The organism is Streptomyces sp. NPDC040622, from assembly GCF_055593965.1.
Window position 1 is genome coordinate 1 of record NZ_JBVIXD010000028.1, and the last position, 23,133, is coordinate 23,133.

Genomic DNA, 23,133 nt, shown 5'->3' on the forward strand with positions numbered 1-23,133 from the left:
GTGCGCAGCCGCACGTTCGCACCGGCCTTCTCCGCGCCCTCGGCCACCGCCTGAGCCAGCGTGTGCACGTTGCCGGTCGCACTGTAATAGATGATTGCAACGTTCACAGATTCCACAGCTGTGTCCTTTTCTTTGCGTGCTCTATCGGGTGGTACAGCGGATGCGGCCGGCCGCGGCAGAACGGCCGGGCACCCTGGACAACACATTCGGTAAAGAAAGACAAAAAATGCCGTGCGGGCAGTCCCGAAGGTCCCTTCCGCGGGGCGCCGCAGGCCCGGTCGGCCCGCACGGCACCCCCGCGGACCGGCGCCCGCGCGGCCCTCACCGGCCGCGGGCGCCGGACGTGGGGGACCGGTCCGGTTGCACCCTGCGGCCGGTCCCCGAAGCCGCGCCCGGCCGGCCGGCTGGTGATCCGCGAATCGTGGTGGGGTTCACGCGCATTCTCCTCACAGATGACGAACGGGGCTCCAGGACGGAGCCGGGACAGGGAGCGCCGATTTCCCCCCGGACGACCGGGGGATGGAGCCCGGCGGGAATTCGATCTCCACCAGTACGACGACACAGCCCGTTGTAATGTGAGGTGACGCGCGCCACCTTCAGTGCGATGCCTCATCGAACTGGCGAAGCCACGGCGCAGCCAAGGGAGTTGGCGACACCAACTGGTGAAGCCAGGCCGCAGCCGAGGGAGTTGGCGACACCATGAGCATGCATTCCGGGCCGGAGGACAGCCGGCTCGAACCGGGCCTGAGCGCCGTGCTGAGCGAGCGGCGCCAGCTGATCAACCTCGCGTACCGCTTCCTGGGCTCCCTGGCCGATGCCGAGGACGTCGTGCAGGAGACCTACGCCCGCTGGTACGCCATGTCCGAGGAGCAGCGGGACGCCGTCGCCGCGCCCGGCGGCTGGCTGACCCGGGTGGCCAGCCGCATCTGCCTGGACCTGCTCGGCTCGGCCCGCGCCCGGCGCGAGCGCTACGTGGGGGAGTGGATCCCCGAGCCGCTGCCCGACCGCATGGAGTGGATCAGCGGACGCACCGCCGTGACCACGGACCCGGCCGACCGCATCACCCTGGACGAGTCGGTCAACATGGCCTTCCTGGTCGTCCTGGACTCCATGACCCCCGCCGAGCGGGTCGCGTTCATCCTGCACGACGTCTTCCACTACGCCTTCACCGAGGTCGCCGAGATCGTCGGCCGCAGCCCGGCCGCCTGCCGCCAGCTGGCCTCCTCCGCCCGCCGCCGCATCGCCACCGCGCAGGCCCCCACCGCCACCGCCCGACGCGCCGACCTCGTACGGGACTTCAAACAGGCCTGGGAGGCCAAGGACATCGAGGCCCTGATCGGCCTGCTCGACCCCGACGCCACCACGATCGCCGACGGCGGCGGCCTGGTCAGCGCCCAACTGCGCCCCGTCACCGGCGGCCAGGAGATCGCCCACGTCTTCGCCGACGTCGCCGGGCGGGCCCCGGACCTCACCATCCTGGAGCGCACCGTCAACGGCCAGCCCGGCCTGGTCGCCCAGCAGGACGGCGTCACCGTCTCGGTCCTGGCCTTCGACTTCGCCGGTGACCGGATCACGCACATCTGGGCCGTGCGCAACCCCGAGAAGCTGCGCCCCTGGACGGCCGACTGACCCGCACCCGCCCCCGGGGGGGCAACTCCCGCCCCGGGGCGGCCTGTCGCGGACGCCACTGAGCCCGGCACGGCCTGGGCCGCGCCGGACTCCGGTGGCGGGCGGGGGACTCAGCCCTTCGGCGGGCCGCCGAGGCTGACCTTGTAACTCTCCAGGTGACTGATCGCGTCGCCGACGAAGGTGAACACGTCGCAGAAGAGGAACTCCGCCGTCGCACCGCCCGGCAGGGGCAGGCCGGCACGGCCGGTGGCGACCACGGTGTCGCCCTCCTCGATCAGCCGGTCCACGGTCAGCGTCGGACGCTGGACGATGTCCTTGTCGACCACCCCGTCCTTGTTCTGGATGACCCCGCGCAGCGCGTCCTTGCCCCGGACACTGAGCTGCCCCAGGCTCTCCCACACGACGTCGTCGGTCACCAGGGCCAGGACCTGCTCGTGGTCGCCGCTGAGGACCCCGTCGCGGTACCGCTCAACGATGGCTTTGTGTTTGCTCATGTCACATGACTATGGGATACGCCTAGGAGAGCACTGGAATACCGCCAGAAGTCCGCACCCGTACCCCGCAAGGACGGCGAAACGGGCAGGGCCGCCTCACATTCACGGCAGCTGTCTCGTCGTAGTCACGACGGCATTTTCGGCCAAAGGAGCACGCGAGACGATGAGGACGCAGACCGAGCCGGAAGACGGACAGCTCGAGGCGGGCCTGAGCACGGTCCTGAGCGAGCGGCGTCAGCTGATCAACCTCGCGTACCGCTTCCTGGGCTCCCTGGCCGATGCCGAGGACGTCGTGCAGGAGGCCTACGCCCGCTGGTACGCGATGTCCCGCCCGCAGCGCGAGGCGGTGGCCTCCCCTGGCGGCTGGCTGACCACCGTCGCCAGCCGCATCTGCCTGGACCTGCTCGGCTCGGCCCGCGCCCGGCGCGAGCGCTACGTGGGGGAGTGGATCCCCGAGCCGCTGCCCGACCACACGGAGTGGATCAGCGGGCGCACCGGCGCGGTGGCCGACCCGGCCGACCGCATCACCCTGGACGAGTCGGTCAACATGGCCTTCCTGGTCGTCCTGGAGTCCATGACCCCCGCCGAGCGGGTCGCGTTCATCCTGCACGACGTCTTTCGCTACTCCTTCGCCGAGGTCGCCGAGAGCGTGGGCCGCAGCCCGGCCGCCTGCCGCCAGCTGGCCTCCTCCGCCCGGCGCCGCCTGCGCGGCGCCCAGCAGGCCCCCGCCACCGCCACCGCCCAGCGGGCCGGCATCGTGCGGGACTTCAAGCAGGCCTGGGAGGCCAAGGACATCGGCGCCCTCATCAGCCTCCTGGACCCCGACGCCACGGGCCTTGCCGACGGCGGCGGCCTGGTCAACGCCGCACCCCCCACCGGAGGCAGCGAGCAGATCGCGCACTACCTGGTCACCATCACCGGCAAGGTCCCCGACCTGACCATCCTGGAGCGCACCGTCAACGGCGAGCCCGGCCTGGTGGTCCAGCAGGACGGCGTCACCGTCTCGGTCCTGGCCTTCGACTTCGCCGGCGACCGCATCAAGCACCTGTGGGCGGTGCGCAACCCCGAAAAGCTCCGCCCCTGGACGACCGCGGCCTGACCCCCGCCCCGCCCCGGCCCGCCCGCGCGCGGCCGGGCCGGGGCGGCCGGGCCGGGTGCGACACCGCAGGTCACATGGGTTCGTGTCACATTTTGCGGGGCTATTTCGTCAGAGCTGTGTACGCACCAGCACGACAGAGGAGCCCGACATGGACGCCCGCCTGAACCTCTTCGACAACCCGGTCTCGGCCACGTTCCTCAAGCACCTGACCGCGGCGGGGAAAGCGGCCGCGGACGCGACGGTGCCGGCGGCGACCCTGGAACTGGTGAGGCTGCGCGCGAGCCAGATCAACGGCTGCGGCTTCTGCATCGACATCCACACCAAGGAGGCCGCGCACGCCGGGGAGAGCGCGGTGCGCCTCAACCTGGTCGCCGCCTGGCGCGAGGCCACCGTCTTCACCGAGGCCGAGCGCGCGGCGCTGGAGCTGACCGAGCAGGGCACCCGGATCGCCGACGCGGCCGGCGGGGTCACGGACGAGGTCTGGCAGAACGCCGCCCGCCACTACGACCAGGACCAGCTGGCGGTCCTGGTCTCCCAGATCGCCCTCATCAACGCCTTCAACCGCGTGAACGTCCTGGTCCAAAAGCCCGCCGGCGACTACCGGGTCGGCCAGTTCGGCTAGCCGCCACCAGCCCTCCCCCCCCGCAAGGGGAGGGGAGCGCTGCCCGCGGCCGGAGGGCCGCGGGCAGCCCCGCCTCAGCTGATCTTCATGGTGGCCATCATGCCCATGGCCGAGTGGTCGAGCATGTGGCAGTGGTACACGTAGGAGCCCTTGAAGGTGTCGAAGGTCGCCTGGAGCTTGACCGTCTCGCCCGGCGCGACGATCACCGTGTCCTTCAGGCCGGACTCACCGGGCGCCGGCGGCTTCCCGCCCCGCTCGAGCACCCGGAACTGCACCAGGTGCATGTGGAAGTTGTGCGGCACGCGCGGGTTGGCGTTGGTGACCGTCCAGACCTCGCTGGCACCGAAGCGGATGTGGGAGTCCACCCGCGCGGGGTCGTAGACCTTGCCGTCCATGTACCCCTTGGGGTGCGCGACGCCCTCGTCCATGAGCATCGTGATGGTGCGCTGGTTGGTCGGCGTGGGCAGCGCCGGCAGGGAGCGCAGCACCGCGGGCACCGAACTGGAGTCCGCGGCCGTGCGCACCACGTCGAAACGCATCACCTGGCCGACCTGCTCGGGGGTGCCGGCGAAGATGATGGTGTTCTCCAGCACCACCTTCTGGCCCACCGCGTAGCGGGAGAAGTCCACGACGACGTCGATGCGTTCGCCCGGCGAGAGGGTGAGCATGTCGGTGGGGTGCGGACGCGGCAGCAGACCGCCGTCCGAGCCGATCTGGACCATCTCGCCGCCGTCGGCCAGCCGCAGGCCGAAGAAGCGCTGGTTGGACATGTTGGCGAACCGCAGCCGGTACTTGCGGGCCGCGACCTGGAAATACGGGTAGGGCGCGCCGTTGACCAGCAGTGTGGAGCGCTGCTGGTCGTCCATCGTGTACGCCAGCTGCCCGGCCGCGTCGAACCGCGCGTCGCGGATCCCGACCACCACGTCGTACTCGCCCTTGGGCAGCGGCAGCTTCTCCTCGACGCCGTCGGTCAGCAGGTAACTGCCGTGCAGCCCGCGGTAGACGTTCTCCGACTCCATGTGGTGGGCGTGGTCGTGGTACCAGAGCGAGGCGTGCGACTGCTTGTTGGGATAGGTGTACAGGCGCTCGCCGCCGGGGGCCAGGGTGTCCATCGGGTCGCCGTCGTTGGCCTGGCTGACCGAGGCGCCGTGCAGGTGCACCGAGGTGGCCACGTCCAGCTGGTTGCGCTGACGCACGATCACGGGGCGTCCTGCGCGGGCCCGGATGGTCGCGCCGGGGAAGTTCCCGTCGTAGGTCAGCAGCTCGGTCTGGATGCCGGGCAGGATCTCCTTGCGGACCCGGCGCATGGTGACTTCGTAGTGATCGGCCACCGCGGTGGTGAACGCGGGCTTGAGCACCGACATCTTGGGCATGGGAACGGCGAACAGCTCGGGCGCGGCCGCCTCGGCGGGCGGGCTTGCCTGGGCGGGGTCCACGGCGAGCAGGGGGGTGAATGACGCCCCGGTGAGCCCTACGCCCGCGGCGGCGAGCCCTGTGCCGAGCAGACGGCGTCGGGTGACCATGGTTGCCCTCCTAAGTAAGGGAAAAAGAAAGTGGGGCAGCCACACGACGACGGCGCCCCCTCCGGTCAAAAGGGGGCGCTCCAGCGTCAAGCCGTCTGGTGCCAGCAGTAGTTGATCAGGGACGGCTCGAGGCACGCTCGGGTCTGCTCGGGGCCGCGGGCCCCGCGTTGCGGCAGGCTGTCGCCCAGGTGGCGCGGCCATGGCCGCGCCGGGCACGGCGGATGCGGCACACCGCCCCCACCCCCGACCGCGCCGGAGGAACCCCCATGAACGAGAGCCCCGACGGCCCGCTCTTCGCCGGCCCCGAGCAGACGGTGGCCGCCGGACCCGGACGGATCAGCGTCGTGTGGACGCTGGGCGGCCCGGGGCGCGACCTGGACGCCGTCGTCGTCCGGCTGGCCCCCGGCGCGGAGGTCGACGAGCGCACCGGCAGCGTCCACGGGGTGCTGCTGACCGTACTGGCCGGCAGCGGCGAGCTCCACCTGCCCCCGGAGGTACGGCAGTTGGCGCCCGGCGCACTGGCCTGGCTGCCCGCACCCACCCCGCGCTCGCTGCGCGCGGGCCCGCAGGGACTGACCTACACCAGCACCGGCGCCCGCCGCCGCCCGCCCCGCGGCGAGAGCCCCGGCGAACCGGCCTGTCTGCTGGAGCGGGTCTGTGCCGGCTGCGGGTACCTGGCCGGGGGCCGGGAGGACCGCTACTGCGCCCGCTGCGGGACGCCGCTGACCGCACCCGGCTGACCGCACCCGGCCGGCCGTGCCCCGGGGGGAGAGAGAAGGCGCCGCCGGCCGGACTCTTCTCATCTGCGCCACCGGCCCCCACAATCACCCGGGCGTCCCCGCGCCCGCGCGGACGCCTGGGTGAGAGCCCTGCCGCGCCCGGTGAGGAGAACCCTGTGTCGATGGTGAAGACGGTGCGCACCCTGGGGCGCCTGCTCGGCTGTCTGTGCGTGCTCGCCGTACTGGCGCCCGCCGCGCACGCCGCGCCCGGCCGGGCCCCGGCAGCCGCCCACCGCCCGGTCGTGTTCGTGCACGGCTACAACGCCGACCCCGGCGTGTGGGGCGCCCTGCGCCAGGACCTGACGGCCGCCGGCTACGGCGCGGACGAACTGTTCTCCTTCGGCTACGACACCAGCCTCTCGGTCAACGAGGACCTCGCGGGCCAGCTGGCCGACTACGTCGCCCAGGTGCGCGCCCGCACCGGCGCCGACCGCGTCGACCTGGTGGCCCACTCCTTCGGCAGCCTGGTCACCCGCTGGTACGTCAAGTTCGCCGGCGGCACCTCCACGGTCGCCCGCTGGGTCTCCCTGGCCGGGCCCAACCACGGCACCAGCACCGCCTGGGCCTGCGCCCTGTGGTCCCAGGCCTGCCGGGACATGACCCCGGGTTCCTACGTCGCCGACCGGCTCGCCCAGGGCGACGAGACGCCGGGCCCGGTGGCCTACGCGACGTGGTGGTCGAACTGCGACGAGGTCATCAACCCCGACAACAGCGTCCCGCTGACCGGCGCCGCCAACCACGCGGCCGGCTGTCTGGCCCACAACGACCTGCTGGGCGACGACGGCGTCTCCCGCGGCGTGCAGGACTTCCTGACCGCCCCCTGACCCACTCCGCCCCTGCCCGGACGGCGGGAGGGCGCGGCTCAGGCGGGGCCGGCGGGCCGGTGGGGTTCGAAGAGCAGGATGAAGAACCGGGCGCCGGGCGAGCCCAGCGGCGTCGCCACGCACATCGTCACGTCGCCGGTCCTGGAGGGCACGTGCCCCTCGCAGCACCGCCCGTACCCGTCCTCCCCGTCCTGTCTGTCCTGTCCGTCCTCCCGGTCCTGTCCGGCGGGCAGGGGGGAGCGGATCGGGCGGGTGGCGCCGCTGGTCTGGACGTAGGTCACCGGGTGGCTGCGGTAGATGGGCCCCGCCACCGGGTCGGCGTCGACGTCCTTGTCCAGGTCCTGCAGGTCCTCGTTGTCCGGGTACTGGGCCACGGCATTGCGCAGCTGGGCGCTCAGCGGCCGGGCCCAGCGCTCCGCCCAGTCCACCAAGTGGTGCTCGCGCGCCGCCTCCTGGAGCAGCATGTAGCGCATCAGGTTGCGCTCGGGGACGGCCGGGTCGGCGCCCGGGGCGCGCGGAAACATCCGCACGAAGGCGTCGTTGCAGGCCAGCAGGTTCCAGGCGACGTCGTTGATGTAGCAGGGCCCGCTGGTCACGCCCCGCACCGCCTCCTGCCAGGCCGCGTGGATGTGCTGCCCGGCCAGCGGGTCCTGCGGGCGCGGCGGCTCGTGGCCCAGGGCATAGACGTACACCGCCGTCCGCTCGGCCTCCTCCAGGCGCAGGACCCCGCAGACCCGGTCCAGGAAGTCGGCGGCGGGGGAGGGCATCTCGCCGCGCTCCAGCTGGGCGTAGGTGCGCTCGGACACGTACAGGAGCTGGGCGACCTGGGCCTGGGAGAGGCCAGGCGCCCGGCGGCCCCGGCCGCTGGCCGGACGCAGGCCCAGCGCCGCCGGGTCCAGCTGGCCCCGCTTCCACCGCAGCAACCGCCGCAGCGCCGCCTTATTGTCCACCGCACACCCCCGCACCCGCGCCGCTTACCGGAAGCGGGATTTCCTGAAACTCACGGACAGGAAGAAACCGTTCCTGGTACTCGGCCGCGGTGCACGCCGACAATGACGGACCGAATCCGGCCACGGCGCGAACGCCGCGGTCCTTCCTGGCCGTCAGGGGGTGTGCACCGTGCCGCGCAACGCTCTTGGCACGCCGGCGCCCGAGCACCCCGAAGGGGCGGTGCGCCGCACCCTCGCCGTCCTGCGGGCGGTACGCCAACTGGGCCCCGGCGCCCACTCCCTGGGCGCGATCGCCGCCCGGGCGGACCTGCCCGCACCCACCACCCACCGCTACGTCCAAGCGCTGGTCGACGCGCGGGCGCTGACCCGCCAGGGACCGCGCGGCCGCTACGCCCTCGCCCAGCCACCGCATCTCTTCTCCGAATTCCCCCGGGGCGGCGCCGACACCCCGTCCGGCCCGGGAGCCACCGCCCTGCGAACCGAACTGACCGGCCTGCAGGCGCGCACCGGGCACAGCGCGGTGGCCTACGTGCCGCTGCTGATGGGCCCCGCGCTGCGCGTGCAGGCGCAGCGGGCGCTGGGCCCGCACGCCCCCAGCCTGCTGTCCGCTCCTCGAGCGGCACTGGAGGCGCTGTGGCGCGCGCCCCTGACCACGGACGCCTCCGGGTGGGTCATCCAGGCCGCCCTGGACGGTGCCGCCCCCGCCCACCCGCGCACGGCCCGCATCCGTGAGACGGGCCACGCCGTCAGCGCCAGCCCGCTGCCCGGCCACGACGTGGTGGCCGCCCCCGTGTGGCGGGGCGCGGTGGTGGCCGGGGCGGTGAGCCTGCTGGTGCGCCACGCCGAACTGCGCGGCCGGCCCGCCCAGGAGAGCCTGGCCGCCGCCGTGCGGGACAGCGCGGCCCGCATCGGCCGCCGGCTGGCCTGCCCCGGCGAGCACCGCCCGGCGCCCTGAGCGCACCGGTCCCATCGCCCTGGGCACGCCGGTCCCGGCGCGCCCGTCTCCCCGCTCCCGGCAGAGAGGCCCACCCGTGCCCCGTTCCGTTCTCATCACCGGCGGCAGCCGCGGCATCGGCCTGGCCGCCGCCCGCGCCCTCGCGGCGGCCGGCGACCGCGTCGCCGTCACCCACCACAGCACCCGGGCCCCCGAGGGACTGCTCGCCATCCGCTGCGACGTCACCGACACCGCCCAGGTCGAGGCCGCCTTCACCACCGCCGAACAGGCCCACGGACCCGTCGAGGTCCTGGTGTGCTGCGCCGGCATCACCCGCGACCGGCTCCTGATGCGGATGAGCGAGGACGACTTCACCGCCGTCCTGGACACCAACCTCACCGGCACCTTCCGGGCCGTCAAACGCGCCAGCCGGGCCATGCTCCGCGCCCGGTCGGGCCGCGTGGTCCTGGTCTCCTCCGCGGTGGGCCTGCGCGGCGAGAGCGGCCAGGCCAACTACGCCGCCTCCAAGGCCGCACTGGTCGGATTCGCCCGCTCCATGGCCCGCGAACTGGGCCCGCGCAACATCACCTTCAACGTCGTGGCCCCCGGCCTGACCGACACCGACATGATCAGAACGCTCGGCGACGAGCAGCGCGAGCACATGCTCGGCCAGATCCCGCTGGGCCGCCTGGGCGCCCCCGAGGAGACGGCCGCCGCCATCGCCTTCCTCGCCTCGCCCCAGGCCGGCTACATCACCGGCGCCGTCCTGCCGGTCGACGGCGGCGCGGCCATGGGGCACTAGCCGGTTGCGTCGGGAGCCGCGCGCGGAGAAGAGGCGCGAGCGGTTGACGCACCGCTCGACGGCGCTGCGCTGCTTGCATGCCTTCCGGCCGGGCCGGCCGGAACGCCCTCTCAGGGGTGGAGGGCGTCGCGCAGCGTGCGTACCTGGTCGGTGAGGTTGCGTTCGCTGATGCGGGCCTGGGGGAAGAGGAGGTCGAAGCCGTGGACGGCGCCGGGGACCTGGACGAGTTCGGTGGTGACGCCGGCGGCGGACAGGCGTGCGGCGTAGTCGCGGCCCTCGTCGCGCAGCGGGTCGATCTCGGCCACGGCGATGTAGGCGGGCGGCAGGCCGCTGAGATCGCCGGCACGGATCGGGAAGGCGTACGGGTCGGTGCGGCCGTCCTTGGCGTAGTACTGCACGGCCAGTTCCAGCGCGCCCCGGTTGAAGACCGGGGTATCGGTGAACTCCCGTGCCGAGGCGCTGGTGAGACTGCCGTCGAGGCTGGGGTAGGTCAGGGACTGGAAGAGCAGGTGCGGGCCCGCCTGGTCGCGGGCGCGCAGCACGGTGGAGGCGGCGATGTTCCCGCCGGCGCTGCCGCCGGCCACCGCGATGCGTGTCGGGTCTCCGCCGAGTTCGGCCGGGTTGTCGGCGATCCAGGTCAGGGCGGCGTAGGCGTCGTCGGCTGCGGCCGGGAAGGGGTGTTCGGGGGCCAGGCGGTAGTCGACGGAGACGACGACGGCGTGGGCGTCGCGGGCGTAGCGCAGGGAGCGTCCCTCTTCGGCCTCGGGGGATCCGTAGGTGAAGGCGCCGCCGTGCACGTAGAGGATCATCGGCAGGTCTTCGGTGGTGTCGGGGCGGTAGACGCGCAGCCGCAGTTGTCCCGCGGGGCCGGGGATGTACAGGTCTCGCACCGTGACCTGGTCGTCGACGGGGGTGTCGGGGCGGGCGCGCAGCAGCGCGTAGCGCTGGGGGTCGGCCAGGACGGCGTCCAGGCCCTGGACGGGGAAGACACCGGTGTCGGCGGTGTCGAGCAGGGTCTGGATCTCGGGATCGACAGCGGGAGCAGTCATGGCTGACGGGCACCTTCCGGGTGTTCGACCGGGTGCTGCCCGGTCTGCTGTGCGGAACTGATCTCAGTCTCTGCCGATCACCAGCGGCACAGAAGTGGCCCGGGAGCCACTATGTGCAACTATTGGGCCATGACTGTTGCGGCACCGCATCATGTGGCCGTCCTGGCCCTCGCGCCGGTGGTGGCCTTCGACCTGAGCATCCCGGCCCAGATGCTCGCCGCGGTCGAGACCCGCGCGGGTGCCGCGGCCTACGAGGTGCGCACCCTCACCCCGGACGGCTCCCCGGTACCGACGGTGAACGGGTACGGCGTCACGCCGCAGGGCGACCTGTCCCTGCTGGAGCACGCCGACACGGTGATCGTCGCCGGCACCCGCTGCCCGGAGGTGCTGGACGCCGGCGTGGTGGACGCCTCCGTCGCCGAAGCGCTGCGCCGTGCGGCCCGGCGCCGCGCCCGGGTGGTGTCCCTGTGCACCGGCTCGTTCGTACTGGCGGCCGCCGGCCTGCTGGAAGACCGCCGGGCCGCGACCCACTGGCGCTATGCGCAGCAGTTCAGGCGGCTCTTTCCCGCAGTCGACCTCGACACCGACCCGCTCTACATCGCCGACCGCGGGATCCTGACGTCAGCCGGCGGCGCGGCCGCCATCGACCTGTGCCTGCACCTGGTCCGGGAGGACCACGGCAGTTCCGTGGCGAACCGGGTGGCGCGGTACAACGTCGTCGCGCCCATGAGAGACGGAGGGCAGGCACAGTACGTCGAGCACCCGGTCCGGGAGGACGCGGGCACCTCGACGGCCGGGGCGCGGACGCTGATGACGCAACACCTGGACCGGCGGCTGTCCCTCAACGACCTCGCGGCCCACTGCCACATGAGCGTGCGGACCTTCACCAGGCGCTTCCGGCAGGAGACCGGACTCTCCCCGGCCGAATGGCTCGCCTCGGCCCGCCTGGCACACGTACGCCATCTGCTGGAGTCGACGGAACTGCCTGTCGACGACATCGCCGCCAGGGCCGGCCTGGGCAGCGGCACCAACCTGCGGCAGCACATGCGCACCGCCCTGGACATCACCCCGTCCGCCTACCGCAGGGCCTTCCGCTCGGCCGCCACCGCCACCGCCACCGCCTTCGCGCCGCCCCTCTCCGAGGACCGGCGGGTCCGCTCCGCAGGCCCGTGAGGCCGTCCGCAGCGAAGCGAACCTGACGGTAGGACGGAATCAGCCAGTCGTCGGTCCGGGGGCGCCGCCGGCTGCTGCGCAGTGCGAATCCGGACAGCCGCCCCGGCCCCCCCCGCCGCGCCCCGGCCCCTACCGGTGGTCCGGGCCGGCTGCCCGGACCGGTCCGGGCGCGGTCGCACGGTGGCCACCCGGCCCTCCCCGCGGCCGCCGCGCGCCGCGTGCCGTGACACACCTGCGGGACGAAACGGGATAAATGGGTACGGTCAAGATCGGCGGCCCGCCGTACGGACCGCCGTGTCGTTCACCGAGGAGAACAGTTGCCATGGCCGAGTTCCTGACCGACATCAAGACCATCCGCGAGCGGGCCCGCCAGCAGATCGAGAAGGGCCCGGTGACCGACGCCTACGGGGCGGACCTGGAGCGCGTCCTGGTCGTGCTCAACGAGGCCCTCGCCACGGAGATCGTCTGCACGCTGCGCTACAAGCGGCACTACTACACCGCCTCCGGGCTCTACTCCGAGCCGGTGGCCGCGGAGTTCCTGGAGCACGCCCAGGAGGAGCAGGAGCACGCCGACAAGCTGGCGCAGCGGATCGTGCAGCTGGGCGGCGAGCCGGACTTCAACCCCGACACCCTCACCTCCCGGGCCCACGCGGAGTACGACGCCAGCACCGACCTGATCGAGATGATCAGGGAGGACCTGGTCGCCGAACGCGTCGCGGTGGCCGCCTACACCGAGATCGCCCAGTGGCTGGGCGAGGGCGACCCCACCACCCGGCGCGTCTTCGAGGAACTCCTGGCCCAGGAGGAGGAGCACGCCGACGACCTGCGCGGCCTGCTGGAGCGCATCCCGGGCGACCGCAAGGCGTGAGCGCCCCCGGCGGCGGCCGCCCCGGCGGCACGGTGCGCCGTGACCGCCGGGGCCGCCCGCCGGCGCCCGGCCGCCGTCAGCGGCTCTCCAGGCGCAGGTGCACGTCCTTCTCCTGGTCGCCCGGGGCCGAGCCCTCCTCGGTGACGGCGAACGCCGCCGAGAGGACCGTGACGATCTGGTCGACCGCGACGTAGCCGCCCTGCACATCGGCGCTCACCGGCCCGCTCAGCTTCGGCGCGGAGCCCGGACCGCCGCCCGCCGGGCGCGCGGTGTCGAACACGCCGCTCCACACGGTGGGCGCGGCGTGCCCCGCCCCTTCCGGCGCCGGGCCGCCGGTGCGGTCCGAGGCGAAGGCCGCCCCCAGGACGGCGAAGACGCTCCCGGCGTCGTCCGCCTCGCCGCTCAGCTCCACCGTGACCCGCGCCGGGGGTTCGTGCGCACCACTCACCGTCGTTCCCTTCCTTCCGCAACCGCTGTGCCGTGCTGCTGTGCTGGGCCGTACCGCCGTGCCCTCAGCCCGAGGGCTCCTCGGGCCGGGGGTCCTCGGAGAGGGCGTCGGCGTCCGGGCCCTCGCCGCGCCGGCCGGTGCCGGCCTCGTCGGTGTCGGGCACGTCGTCCGAGGCCCTCTCACCCGTACTGCCGTCCGTGCCGCCGTCCTTGGCGTCTGTGTTCTTCGCGCTGCCCGCGTTCTCCGCCAGCTCCCAGGGGTCCTGGGACCCGTCGGCCTGCTGGTCGGGCGGGTCCCTGGGGATCGGCGTGCTGCCGTCCGCGCCGGGGGACGCCGGTACCTGTTCACTCACGATGTCTCCTCTCGAGCGTCGGCTCCGAAAGCGGGTGCCCGGCCATGGGCGCCGGCCCTTGCGGAGCCGGTGTGCAGGTACCCGCGCAGGGCCGGACAACTCGTACTGATCACCGTGGACCACCCGCGCCGGATCGGCGAGCGGGGGGGCACCGCCGTGCCGGGCGTGCCCGGCGAGGCGGTGTGAGACTGCTCGTGTCGCACAGCAGCCCCGCGGGGAAGGGAGACGACGTGCCGGCACCGGAGCCGTCGGGCGGACTCGAGGAATTCCTCGCGGACCCGGACAGCGCCGTACTGGACCTGTCCACCGCCGTCGCCCGCAGCGCGTCGGCCCTGGGACTGCCCCAGGTGGCGGTCTACCTCGCCGACCTCCAGCAGCGCCGGCTGGTCCCCCTGAACGACGACGGCACCGCCCTGGCCGTGGACGGCTCGCTGGCCGGCTGGGCCTACCGCACCCTGGCCCTGCACGTGGAGGAGTCCCCGCCGGCCGGCATGACGGCCTGGCTGCCCCTGCTGGACGGCGCCGAACGCCTGGGCGTGCTCGCCGTGCACGCACCGTGCCTGGACGCCCCGCTGCTGCGCCGCGGCCGGGCGCTGGCCGCACTGCTCGCGATGACGATCACCTCCAAGCGCGCGTACAAGGACACCGTCGTCCAGCGCACCCGCGTCGAGCCCATGCAGCTGCCGGCGGAGATGCTCCGCGCCTTCCTGCCGCCGCGCACCATCGGCAACGCCCACGTCGTCTCGACCGCGGTGCTGGAGCCCGCCTACGAGATCGGCGGCGACGCCTTCGACCACTGCCTCACCCGGACGGACCTGCACGCCACGATCGTCGACGCGATGGGCCACAACCTGCTCTCCGGCCTGACCACGGCGGTCGCGCTGGCCGCCTGCCGCAACGGCCGGCGCACCGGAGCCGACCTGCCCGAGCTGCTGGATTCGGTGGACGCGGCGCTGGGGCAGTGGCTGCCCGACCAGTTCTGCACGGGCGTGCTCACCCGCCTCGACCTGGTCGGCGGGGTGCTGCGCTGGAGCAACTGCGGGCATCCGCCGCCGCTGCTGATCCGCGACGGCCGGCTCGTCGAGGGCGCCCTGGAACGCGAACCCGACCCGCCGCTGGGCTTCTCCGCGGACTTTCGCAGCGGGGAGCGCCAGCTGCACGAGACGACGCTGGAGCCCGGCGACCGCGTCCTGCTCTACACCGACGGCCTGACCGAGGCGCGGCTGGGCGACGGCACCGAGTTCGGCCTGGAACGGTTCGCCGACTCCGTCATCCGCGCCACCTCGGCGGGGGAGGTGGCGCCGGAGACCCTGCGCCGGCTCATCCACTCGGTCCTGGACGCGCAGAGCGACCGGCTCCGCGACGACGCCACCATCCTCATGATCGAGTGGCGGCCGCCCGGGCGGAGGGTCTGAGAACGCGGTGCCCGGCGGGCAGGCATGTCCGCCGGGATCGGGGGGAGCCGAGAAGCATGAAGATCCTCCTCGTCCTCGTCGTCCTCGCCGTCGCAGCCGCCTGGTACATGAAGTCGCGCAAGGGCCGCTGAACCGCGCGGCGGGACGCCCTCCCGCCGCGCCTCAGGCGAATGCCTCCTCGCGCAGCGCCGCCACCGCCTTCTCGATCCGCTTCAGGCGCGTCTCGGGCTTCTTCGCGCTCTCGATGGCGTGCACGTGCGCCCGCTTGCGGCTGGGCGAGAGCCGGTCGTAGACCTTGCGGGCGATCGGGTCGGCGTCCAGGGCCTCGACGAAGTCGGGCGGTTCGACCAGGACACGGGGTTCGGTGTCCAGGACCAGGTCGACCTCGACCTCCTCGCCGGTCTCCACGCCGGCGGCCTCCCGGTTGGCCTTGCTGAAGCCGATCAGGTGGCGGCCCCGCATGATCGCGAGCCGGCTGTTCCAGGAGTGCCCGCCCACCGTGATGGTCACCGCCGGCCGTTTGCCTCCGCCGAGCTTCTCCACGACCTCCGCGGGAACTTCCAGGCCCCGCATGGGCTCCGGGGGCTCGACGTGGGTTCGGAACTTCATCAGCTGCTCCTGTCGGCGTGCGCCGGCTCCTGCCGGCTCGCGGGTGACCGTGTCGGTCACATCCTGACGGGGGCGGGCGCCCGGGGGGCGGGGATTCGCCACCATCGGTGTGGCACGGCCGCGGGCCGGGGCGCGTCAGTCGAAGGACGGCTTGCGGTCGCGGGTGCGCTTGAGCTCGAAGAACCCGTCCGTCGCGGTGACCAGGAGCACGCCGTCCCAGAGCCTGGCCGCGGCCTCGCCGCGGGGGACGGGAGTGACCACCGGGCCGAAGAACGCGTTGCCGTCCACGGCGATCACGGGAGTGCCGACGTCCTGGCCGACCTGGTCCATGCCGGCGTGGTGGGAGGCGTGCAGCGCGCCGTCGTACTCGGTGGAGTCCATCGCCGCGGCCAGGGCGCGGTCCAGTCCCGCCGCCTCCAGGGCGGCCTCCAGGGTGGCTTGGTCCTTGGGCGCCTTGTGGTGGTGGTAGCGGGTGCCCAGTTCGGTGTAGAGCCGGCCAAGGACCTGGGGGCCGTACTTCTGCCCGGCGGCCACGCAGACCCGCACCGGGCCAAGTCCCAGCCCCTGGCGGTACTTGTGCGGCATGTCGCGTCCCTGGTTGAGGACCGCCAGGCTCATCACGTGCCAGCGGATGTCCAGGGGCCGCCGGCGGGCCACCTCGTGGATCCACCGCGAGGCGATCCACGCCCACGGGCACTGCGGGTCGAACCAGAAGTCGACGGGGGTCACTTCGCCCTGGGGCACATCAGTCTCCTCTGCCGGGATCGCTGTCCTTGCGGCGGGGCGCGGCCCCGTCATGCCGAGGCGGCACTGGCGTGGGCGGGCAGCGCGCCGAGCACCTCTTGGACGGCCGTGAGGGCACTGGCCACGCACTGGCCGACGCCGACGCCGTCGTAGGCGGCGCCGCACACCGCGAGGCCCGCCTGGCCGGCGACCCCCGCACGGATGCGCCGCACCCGCTCCAGGTGCCCGACCGTGTACTGCGGCACCGCCTCCTCCCACCGGCTCACCCGTGCGGCCAGCGGCGTCCCGCTCACCCCGGTGGCCCCGGCGACCTCACGGGCGGCGAGCGCGACGAGGTCGGCGTCCTCGCGCCGCAGCAGGTCCTGGCCGCCGCTGCCTCCCGCCTGGCAGCGCACGATGTCCACCTCGCCCGCCAGGTGCGGCCACTTCACGGTGGAGAACGTGACGACCTTCAGGGCCCGCCCGTCCACCGCGGGCACCCGGTAGCCGCTGTGGCCCAGGGCGCGTACCGCGTCAAGTGCCTGCCGGGGGAAGGCGAGCGTGATGATCACGGACCCGGCGTAGGGGATCTCGGCGAGCGCCGTGGTGGCCGGGGCGCTGCCGGGCAGCTCGGCGAGCAGCCGGCCGGCCGGGCCGGCGGGCACGGCCAGGATGACGGCGTCCGCGTCGAGGTGCTCCTGGCCGGCGCCGGCGCCGGCGGTGACCCGCCAGCCGTGCTCACGGCGCTCCAGGCGCTCCACCGTGGTCCCGGTGCGCACCGCCGAGTGCGGGGACGCGGCGAGCAGGCCGTCCGCGAGGACCTGGGGCAGCGAGCCGAGCCCCCGGGCCAGGGTGGAGATGCCGGTGGTGGGCTGCTGTCCCGGCGCCGGAGGGTCCGGGAGCAGTGCTCCGGCCGCCTCGGCGAGCGAGGCGCGCCGGCGGGCCGCACCGACCAGCGGGGTGAGTGTGGCCTGGAAGGACAGTTCGCCGGCCCGGCCGAAGTAGGCGTCGGACAGGAACGGGTCCACCAGGCGCTCCACGACCTCACGGCCCATCCGTCCGCCGACCATGTCCGCGACCGAGACGTCCTGCTCCGGCCCGCTCCGCGCCCGTGTCAGGTCTTCGCGCGCCCGGGCCACCCCGGCCCGGGACAGGATGCCGGAGGTGGCGAGCTCGTCCATGTCGCAGGGCACGCCCATGAACTGGCGGTCCAGCGGCGGGCGCAGCCGGCCCCCGCTCCAGAGCGCCATCGACTTGGTGCCCGCGGCCACGACCTGGTCCTCCAGGCCGGCCGCCCGGAGCAGCCGGGCGGTCTTGGGGCGCCGGGCGTAGGTCGACTCCGCACCCTCGTCGATGACGACGCCCGCCAGTTCCGAGACGGCCAGCTGCCCGCCCAGCCGGGAGGAGCCCTCCAGGACGGTCACCCGCACCGCCTCCTCGCGCAGGAAGAACGCCGCTGCCAGACCCGCCACGCCGCCCCCGACGACGACCACATGCGGGGCCGTACCCGCCTGAGCCACTTCGTTGTCCGCCATTGACCTGCTCCTTCATGGATACGGTGTCGCACCAATTGTGAAGAGGCGCCGATAGTCCCGGTCGAGCGAGGGTCGACCCGGGATCCGGCCCGGACAACAGGCCTCCAGGGCGCCAACTTCCCCCGGGTCAAGGGTTCTTGACGTTCTGTCATACGAGGATGCGTGGCCCCGGTGCCGTATCCGATTCATCCTCGACCCGCTGTCGACCGGAGCGCTGGACGTTACCGCTGCGACAACACACCCACAGAGCCTGAGGAGAGTGGTCGGCATGCGGAAGGTCGTTTCCCGGGACGGCACGACGATCGCCTGTCGCAGCACCGGCGAGGGCCCGCCGATCGTGCTGCTGAACGGCGCGTTCCGTGATCACACCATCTTCGACGCGCTGGTCCCGGAGCTGGCGCCGCACTGCACCGTCCACGTCTACGACCGCCGGGGCAGGGGACAGAGCGGCGACTCTCCCCAGTACGCCGTCGAGCGCGAGATCGAGGACCTCGCGGCCGTCATCGACGACGCCGGCGGGCAGGCGGTCGTCTTCGCCGGCTCCACCGGCGCGAACCTGGCCCTGGAAGCGGCCCTGGCCGGCGTGCCGATCAGCAGACTCGCGCTGCACGAGCCGTACTTCCGCCCCGCCCCGCACCCCAAGCCCCCGGCCGACTGCATGGACACCCTGCGGGCGCTGCTCGCCCAGGACCGGCGCGGCGAGAGCGCCGAGTACTGGCTGCGCGAACTGCTGGGACTGAGCCCCGAGACCATCGCCGACTGGCGCAAGGCCCCCCTGTGGGCGGCGAACGAGGCCCACGCCCACACCCTGCTCTACGACACGGCCATCCTGGGCGACTTCGAGGTGCCCGCCGAGCGCCTGGCCACCCTGTCGACCCCGGCGCTGGTCCTCAACAGCGACGCGACCGGCGACTGGCTGCGGGACGCGGCCCGGGCCACCGCGGCCGCCCTGCCCAGCGGCTGGGGGATGCAACTGCCCGGATCGTGGCACCGCATCGACACCGACATCCTGGGCCGGGTCCTGGCCGGGTTCACCACCACCTGAAAAGAGGGCCCGCGCGGGTGCGACCGGACCCCGGCCCCGGCCGGCGACCCGGTCGCACCCGCGCACACCTCACGCGCTCTGCCCCAGGCGTCCGCCCTAGGCCACGGGGACGGTCCAGTTGCTCCGCAGCCAGCTCTCCAGGCTGATGAGAGCGGGCCGCGTGCGGCGCAGCGCGGCCAGGTCGGCGCGGTAGCCCTCGTTGTCGAGCCAGTCGAACATGGCGGCCAGGTCCCCGCGGCTCGCGCGCAGCGGCCCGAAGGAGCGCTGCTCGTAGCGGGCCGGGACACCGGCCACCCGCCCGAACGCCTCGGCGATCTGCGGGCCGGTCAGCTCGGCACCGGCGATCTCGACCTGCCGGCCCAGCCAGCCGGCCCGGTCGGTCAAGGCGTCCGCGGCGAACGCGCCGATGTCGCCGGTCGCGATGATCTGCACCGGGACCTCGGGCCGCAGCCACAGGCCAAGGACCAGCTCGCCCCCGGCCAGCCGGGGGCCGAGATCCAGGAGGACGTCGTAGAACATGGTCGGCCGCAGCACCGTCGCCGGCAGACCGAGCTTGTGGATGTGCTGCTCGATGTTCCACTTGCTGCGGAAGTGCGGGATGCTCTCGCAGCGTTCCGCGCCGCCCACCGAGCTGTACACGAAGTGGGACACGCCCGCCTCGGCGGCGGCATCGGCCACCGCCTTGCCCTGCCGCTCCTCCGCGTCGACACCGCCCGGGCCCCGGAACGTCTGGACGCTGAACACGCCCTGGACCGGCCGCATCGCCGCGCGCAGCGAGGCCCGGTCCTCCAGGTCGCCGCGCACGAGCACCGCACCGGCCGCCTGGAGGGCGAGCGCCGCGGGGGCCTGCGGATCACGTACCAGGGCGTGCACGACCTGCCCCCGGGCCAGCAGCTCGCGGGCCGTCGCGCCGCCCTGCCGGCCGGTTCCGCCCAGCACCAGGACTGCTCCGTCTACCGCCACCGTATTCCTCCGAAGTCCATTGCCTCGCCGATAGGTTGTCCCGGCCTGCCCGGGGGTGCCGTGAAAGGGGAGGGGCTTTTCAACCCCCGCCCCTTTCACCTTTCTTCGAGATCAGGAAGCGGAACCGCCGCCGGAACGGTGATCGAGAATGCGGGAGAACGCGTTCGCCAGGAGGTCCGCCGGATTCTCCGCGGCGCCCGTGCTGCGCCACGCCACGTGGTTGTCGGGGCGCACCAGGACGGCGCCGTCCCCGGCGACCTCGCGCACGCGCTCCCAGCCGCCGTCGACGTCGGTGTACGGCGCGCCCGGGCCGATACGGACCGCGTGGATGGCCAGGGACAGCTTCTCGGCCACCTGCGCGGCCGCCTCCGCCCACGCGTGCCCGTCGGCTCCGGTGAGCAGCACGAACCGGGCCGGGGAGCCGGTCAGGTCGTGGGTCGACAGGCGCCGGCCGTCCTGCTCGAGCCACGCGTGCGGCAGCCGGTGCCCGGGCCGGGTCGTGGGCCGGTACACGTCGCGCAGGGGCACCCGCGCCGGGGGACTGCTGCCGTCGGGGACCAGCGCCCCCTGTTCGTAGTTGAAGCCGATCTCGAAGTCGTGCGCCTGGCAGCCCGCGCGGTGGGTGTCCAGGATCTCCGCGGTCCTGGCCCGCACCACCTCGCCGATGGGGGACTGCTCGAAGTAGGCGGCGAACATCCGCTGCCTGCGCTGGGCGGGGGCGTTGGGGCCAAGGCCCACGGTGTTCAGGACGGCCTGGTGGTGGGAGGCCGCGGACACCGCCCAGTCGACGTTGAGCTGGCACACGGGACGCCGCTCGGCCTCGTAGGTGTCAAGGAAGGAGTCGTCGGCGTGGCCGCCGAGCACCGCGGCCAGTTTCCACGCCAGGTTGTGGGCGTCCTGGATGCCGGAGTTCAGGCCCAGGCCCACGGTGGGCGGCTGGCGGTGCGCGGAGTCGCCGGCCAGCAGCACCCGCCCCTTGCGGTAGTGCTCGGCGACCAGCGCCTGCACGGTCCAGTTCGTCACGTGGTGCAGGTCCAGCTCCAGGCCGGGCAGGCCCAGCAGTTCACGCACCCGGGCGGTGACCGCCTCGGCATCCATCCGGTCGGGGTCCATCGGGGGGAAGTGCAGGACCCACTCCTCGCAGGCCTTGCCCCAGCTGGGCCCCATCTCGATGAGGTTGCTGCACAGGTCCGGGTCGTAGGGGTTGAGCAGGTGGGTCAGCAGGGTGCCCTCGCCCCACCACTGCGACAGGTCGGCGGTGAAGTACGCGGTCGTCACGTCGAGCAGGCCGTGCACGCCCTGCATCTCGATGCCCAGGGCGTCACCGACGGTGCGCCCGCCGTCGGCCCCGATCAGGTAGCGCGCGCTGACCGTGGTCGTCTCCCCGGTGGCGCGCTCGCGGATCTCGGCGACCACCCGGTCGCCCTCGTCGGTGAAGGAGACCATCTCGTGGCCGAACAGGACGCGCCCGGGATTGCGTTCCTCGGCGGTGGCGCGCAGCAGCGGCTCCAGGCGCACCTGCGGCAGCTTGACCGGCAGGACGGGGCCGGCCGCCGCGTACCGCTCGCGCAGCGAGCCGCCGCCGAAGGCGTCGATCTCATGGATCTGTTGCGCGTCCATCGGCCGGTCCCCGGCGAGCGAGGTCACCCAGCGAAGCTTCCCGAACAGTTCCAGGGGCGCCCCCTGCTCCACCATCGGCCCGTCGAGACCGTGCTGACGGAATATCTCCATCGTGCGCTGATTGAGGTAGTGCGCCTTCGGCACGTGCGCGGTCTCCGCGTGCCGTTCGACGAGCAGATGGCCCACACCGTGGTCGGACAGGAAGTTGGAGGCGGCAAGACCGCATCCGCCACCGCCCACGATAAGAACCGGAACCTCGACTGCTCCCATTGTTGTCCTTCCGGAAGGTGACAGTCACACGCTCATGGGGACTGCCGAATGTGCCGGGGATGAAAGGCGACACGGAATGTGTCGTGTGCGTCCGTGCACTTGCGATCCGAGCGTTCTGATCCGAGATGCTGCGAAGCGTGACCAGGGGCTCTTTAGTCCCGGTCGATGACGGGTGGATCCCGCCGGACGGTTCAGCGGCGCCGGGCCGCGTCGGCCAGCGCCCGGTGCAGACGGTCGTCCTCGGTCTGGCCGGCCTCCCACTGCACGCCGACGGCGAAGGGGTGGCCGGGTGCCTCGACGGCCTCGACGACACGGTCCGGCGTGCGGGCGGTGACGGTCAGGCCGGCGCCGATGCGGTCCAGGGCCTGGTGGTGGTGGCAGGCCGTCTTGGCGGTGTCGCCGCCGAAGATCCGCGCGATGTGGCTGCCGGCGCGCACGTCCAGGGGGTGCCGGCCGAACTCGAAGGTGTCGGACTGCGGGCGGTGGGCGTCGTTGCCGGTGACCTCCGGCAGATGCTGGTGCAGGGTGCCCCCGCAGCGCACGTTGAGCAGCTGCATGCCGCGGCAGATGGCGAGCAGCGGCAGCCCGCTCTCCAGCGCGGCGCCGATCAGGGAGAGTTCGGCGCGGTCCGTCCCGGGGCTGCCGCCTCGGGTCGTGGGGTGGCGGTGCTGCCCGTACAGCTCCGGGTCGATGTCCGGGCCGCCCGGGACCAGCAGGCCCTGGAGGCCGCCGAGGATCTCCTCGTTGCCGGGCCGCAGCGGGATCACCACCGGGATGCAGCCCGCGGCGGCCAGGAAGTCCACGTGCGACTGGAGCGAGAGGCTCACCACCATGTCGGTGCCCTGGATGGTGACCGGCACCGTGCGGGCCGTGATCCCGATGACCGGCGGGGCCGGCCGCCCGGCCGCCGGCCCGGCTGACTGCGCTGACGTCATGACTACCTGCCCCTAGTCGTTGGTCCCTGGTCCGTGCTCGACGGGCTCCGGCGCCACGAAGACGAAGCCGTCCTCGACCTTCACCCGGTAGGTGGCGATCGGCCGGGTCGCCGGCGGGTTGACGGGCCGGCCGGTGCGCAGGTCGAAGCACGACCCGTGCAGCCAGCACTCGATCGTCGTGCCGTAGACCTCCCCCTCGGCCAGCGAGACCTCGGCGTGCGAGCACAGGTCACTGACCGCGTACACCGCCTCGTCCCTGCGCACCAGGGCGACCGGCTCGTCGCCGACCTCCACCGCGAGCGCACCCTGCGCCGGGATCTTGTCCACCGGACACACCTTGATGAAGCTCATCGCTCCCGCTCTCCTCCCGCATCGGGTCCGGTATCTCCCGGATTGCACGCGCCGGATCTCACGCGCCGGGCCTCACGCTCGGGCCCGGCTCTCGAGGATGAGCCGAGCAGAGGACGAGGTT

General features: G+C 73.3%; 25 protein-coding genes. 11 read left to right on the forward strand and 14 right to left on the reverse strand.

What is annotated here, in order from left to right:
- Positions 1 to 116 (reverse strand): flavodoxin domain-containing protein (locus ACZ592_RS39245; RefSeq protein ID WP_471586598.1); only part of this gene is annotated, 116 nt, incomplete at its 3' end.
- A gap of 583 nt (positions 117 to 699) precedes the next feature.
- Here ACZ592_RS39245 and sigJ (ACZ592_RS39250) point away from each other — a divergent pair.
- On the forward strand, positions 700 to 1,629 hold the full coding sequence (gene sigJ, locus ACZ592_RS39250) for an RNA polymerase sigma factor SigJ (protein ID WP_471586552.1): 930 nt from the start codon (positions 700 to 702) through the stop codon (positions 1,627 to 1,629).
- A gap of 110 nt (positions 1,630 to 1,739) precedes the next feature.
- Here sigJ (ACZ592_RS39250) and ACZ592_RS39255 read toward each other — a convergent pair whose 3' ends face one another.
- Positions 1,740 to 2,123 (reverse strand): nuclear transport factor 2 family protein, encoded by a 384-nt coding sequence (locus tag ACZ592_RS39255; protein ID WP_471586553.1) that lies wholly within the window; start codon positions 2,121 to 2,123, stop codon positions 1,740 to 1,742.
- 163 nt (positions 2,124 to 2,286) lie between these two features.
- Between ACZ592_RS39255 and sigJ (ACZ592_RS39260) the strand changes: the two genes are divergently transcribed.
- Positions 2,287 to 3,222: an RNA polymerase sigma factor SigJ gene (sigJ, locus tag ACZ592_RS39260; protein WP_471586554.1), complete on the forward strand. Its 936-nt coding sequence runs from the start codon at positions 2,287 to 2,289 to the stop codon at positions 3,220 to 3,222.
- A 148-nt stretch (positions 3,223 to 3,370) separates the two neighbouring features.
- On the forward strand, positions 3,371 to 3,844 hold the full coding sequence (locus ACZ592_RS39265) for a carboxymuconolactone decarboxylase family protein (protein WP_471586555.1): 474 nt from the start codon (positions 3,371 to 3,373) through the stop codon (positions 3,842 to 3,844).
- A 74-nt stretch (positions 3,845 to 3,918) separates the two neighbouring features.
- Here the strand turns inward: ACZ592_RS39265 and ACZ592_RS39270 are convergent, their stop codons facing one another.
- On the reverse strand, positions 3,919 to 5,367 hold the full coding sequence (locus ACZ592_RS39270) for a multicopper oxidase family protein (protein WP_471586556.1): 1,449 nt from the start codon (positions 5,365 to 5,367) through the stop codon (positions 3,919 to 3,921).
- 266 nt (positions 5,368 to 5,633) lie between these two features.
- Between ACZ592_RS39270 and ACZ592_RS39275 the strand changes: the two genes are divergently transcribed.
- On the forward strand, positions 5,634 to 6,107 hold the full coding sequence (locus tag ACZ592_RS39275; RefSeq protein ID WP_471586557.1) for a cupin domain-containing protein: 474 nt from the start codon (positions 5,634 to 5,636) through the stop codon (positions 6,105 to 6,107).
- 161 nt (positions 6,108 to 6,268) lie between these two features.
- Positions 6,269 to 6,970, forward strand: a complete 702-nt coding sequence (locus ACZ592_RS39280; RefSeq protein WP_471586599.1) for an esterase/lipase family protein — start codon at positions 6,269 to 6,271, stop codon at positions 6,968 to 6,970.
- Positions 6,971 to 7,008: 38 nt separating this feature from the next.
- Here ACZ592_RS39280 and ACZ592_RS39285 read toward each other — a convergent pair whose 3' ends face one another.
- Positions 7,009 to 7,920 carry a helix-turn-helix domain-containing protein gene (locus ACZ592_RS39285; RefSeq protein ID WP_471586558.1) on the reverse strand — a complete coding sequence of 304 codons (912 nt, stop codon included), beginning with the start codon at positions 7,918 to 7,920 and terminating at the stop codon, positions 7,009 to 7,011.
- A 169-nt stretch (positions 7,921 to 8,089) separates the two neighbouring features.
- On the opposite strand from ACZ592_RS39285, the gene ACZ592_RS39290 reads away from it, so the two are divergent.
- Positions 8,090 to 8,875 (forward strand): helix-turn-helix domain-containing protein, encoded by a 786-nt coding sequence (locus ACZ592_RS39290; RefSeq protein ID WP_471586559.1) that lies wholly within the window; start codon positions 8,090 to 8,092, stop codon positions 8,873 to 8,875.
- 76 nt (positions 8,876 to 8,951) lie between these two features.
- Positions 8,952 to 9,656 carry a 3-oxoacyl-ACP reductase FabG gene (fabG, locus tag ACZ592_RS39295; RefSeq protein WP_471586560.1) on the forward strand — a complete coding sequence of 235 codons (705 nt, stop codon included), beginning with the start codon at positions 8,952 to 8,954 and terminating at the stop codon, positions 9,654 to 9,656.
- A gap of 110 nt (positions 9,657 to 9,766) precedes the next feature.
- Here fabG and ACZ592_RS39300 read toward each other — a convergent pair whose 3' ends face one another.
- Complete coding sequence (locus ACZ592_RS39300) at positions 9,767 to 10,705, reverse strand: alpha/beta hydrolase (protein ID WP_471586561.1); 939 nt, start codon at positions 10,703 to 10,705, stop codon at positions 9,767 to 9,769.
- Between the two features lie 129 nt (positions 10,706 to 10,834).
- On the opposite strand from ACZ592_RS39300, the gene ACZ592_RS39305 reads away from it, so the two are divergent.
- Complete coding sequence (locus ACZ592_RS39305; protein ID WP_471586562.1) at positions 10,835 to 11,878, forward strand: GlxA family transcriptional regulator; 1,044 nt, start codon at positions 10,835 to 10,837, stop codon at positions 11,876 to 11,878.
- A gap of 322 nt (positions 11,879 to 12,200) precedes the next feature.
- Positions 12,201 to 12,746: a ferritin-like domain-containing protein gene (locus ACZ592_RS39310; protein WP_471586563.1), complete on the forward strand. Its 546-nt coding sequence runs from the start codon at positions 12,201 to 12,203 to the stop codon at positions 12,744 to 12,746.
- 76 nt (positions 12,747 to 12,822) lie between these two features.
- Here the strand turns inward: ACZ592_RS39310 and ACZ592_RS39315 are convergent, their stop codons facing one another.
- Positions 12,823 to 13,194 carry a hypothetical protein gene (locus ACZ592_RS39315; protein ID WP_471586564.1) on the reverse strand — a complete coding sequence of 124 codons (372 nt, stop codon included), beginning with the start codon at positions 13,192 to 13,194 and terminating at the stop codon, positions 12,823 to 12,825.
- 64 nt (positions 13,195 to 13,258) lie between these two features.
- Positions 13,259 to 13,546: a hypothetical protein gene (locus ACZ592_RS39320; RefSeq protein WP_471586565.1), complete on the reverse strand. Its 288-nt coding sequence runs from the start codon at positions 13,544 to 13,546 to the stop codon at positions 13,259 to 13,261.
- A gap of 230 nt (positions 13,547 to 13,776) precedes the next feature.
- Here ACZ592_RS39320 and ACZ592_RS39325 point away from each other — a divergent pair, with 230 nt between their 5' ends.
- The gene (locus ACZ592_RS39325) at positions 13,777 to 14,961 is read left to right on the forward strand and encodes a PP2C family protein-serine/threonine phosphatase (RefSeq protein WP_471586566.1); all 1,185 of its coding nucleotides are present in this window, start codon (positions 13,777 to 13,779) and stop codon (positions 14,959 to 14,961) included.
- Between the two features lie 162 nt (positions 14,962 to 15,123).
- On the opposite strand, the gene ACZ592_RS39330 is transcribed toward ACZ592_RS39325, so the two are convergent.
- The 3 genes from ACZ592_RS39330 to hemG all read right to left on the reverse strand — a co-directional run bounded on the left by ACZ592_RS39330 (position 15,124) and on the right by hemG (position 17,828).
- A complete protein-coding gene (locus ACZ592_RS39330; protein ID WP_471586567.1) occupies positions 15,124 to 15,570 on the reverse strand; it encodes a YdeI/OmpD-associated family protein in 447 nt (148 codons plus the stop codon).
- 135 nt (positions 15,571 to 15,705) lie between these two features.
- Entirely contained in the window at positions 15,706 to 16,314 is a 609-nt protein-coding gene (locus ACZ592_RS39335) for a mycothiol-dependent nitroreductase Rv2466c family protein (RefSeq protein ID WP_471586568.1), read from the reverse strand.
- Between the two features lie 50 nt (positions 16,315 to 16,364).
- Positions 16,365 to 17,828, reverse strand: coding sequence for a protoporphyrinogen oxidase (gene hemG / locus ACZ592_RS39340; RefSeq protein WP_471586569.1), 1,464 nt, complete (start codon positions 17,826 to 17,828; stop codon positions 16,365 to 16,367).
- 268 nt (positions 17,829 to 18,096) lie between these two features.
- Here hemG and ACZ592_RS39345 point away from each other — a divergent pair, with 268 nt between their 5' ends.
- Positions 18,097 to 18,873 (forward strand): alpha/beta fold hydrolase, encoded by a 777-nt coding sequence (locus ACZ592_RS39345; protein ID WP_471586570.1) that lies wholly within the window; start codon positions 18,097 to 18,099, stop codon positions 18,871 to 18,873.
- A 96-nt stretch (positions 18,874 to 18,969) separates the two neighbouring features.
- On the opposite strand, the gene ACZ592_RS39350 is transcribed toward ACZ592_RS39345, so the two are convergent.
- From ACZ592_RS39350 to ACZ592_RS39365, 4 genes are all read right to left on the reverse strand, one after another.
- On the reverse strand, positions 18,970 to 19,812 hold the full coding sequence (locus ACZ592_RS39350) for an NmrA/HSCARG family protein (RefSeq protein ID WP_471586571.1): 843 nt from the start codon (positions 19,810 to 19,812) through the stop codon (positions 18,970 to 18,972).
- Positions 19,813 to 19,947: 135 nt separating this feature from the next.
- The gene (locus ACZ592_RS39355; RefSeq protein ID WP_471586572.1) at positions 19,948 to 21,726 is read right to left on the reverse strand and encodes an FAD-dependent monooxygenase; all 1,779 of its coding nucleotides are present in this window, start codon (positions 21,724 to 21,726) and stop codon (positions 19,948 to 19,950) included.
- Between the two features lie 191 nt (positions 21,727 to 21,917).
- The gene (locus ACZ592_RS39360) at positions 21,918 to 22,661 is read right to left on the reverse strand and encodes a gamma-glutamyl-gamma-aminobutyrate hydrolase family protein (protein WP_471586573.1); all 744 of its coding nucleotides are present in this window, start codon (positions 22,659 to 22,661) and stop codon (positions 21,918 to 21,920) included.
- Between the two features lie 12 nt (positions 22,662 to 22,673).
- Positions 22,674 to 23,012: a Rieske (2Fe-2S) protein gene (locus ACZ592_RS39365; RefSeq protein ID WP_471586574.1), complete on the reverse strand. Its 339-nt coding sequence runs from the start codon at positions 23,010 to 23,012 to the stop codon at positions 22,674 to 22,676.
- Positions 23,013 to 23,133: the final 121 nt, after the last annotated feature.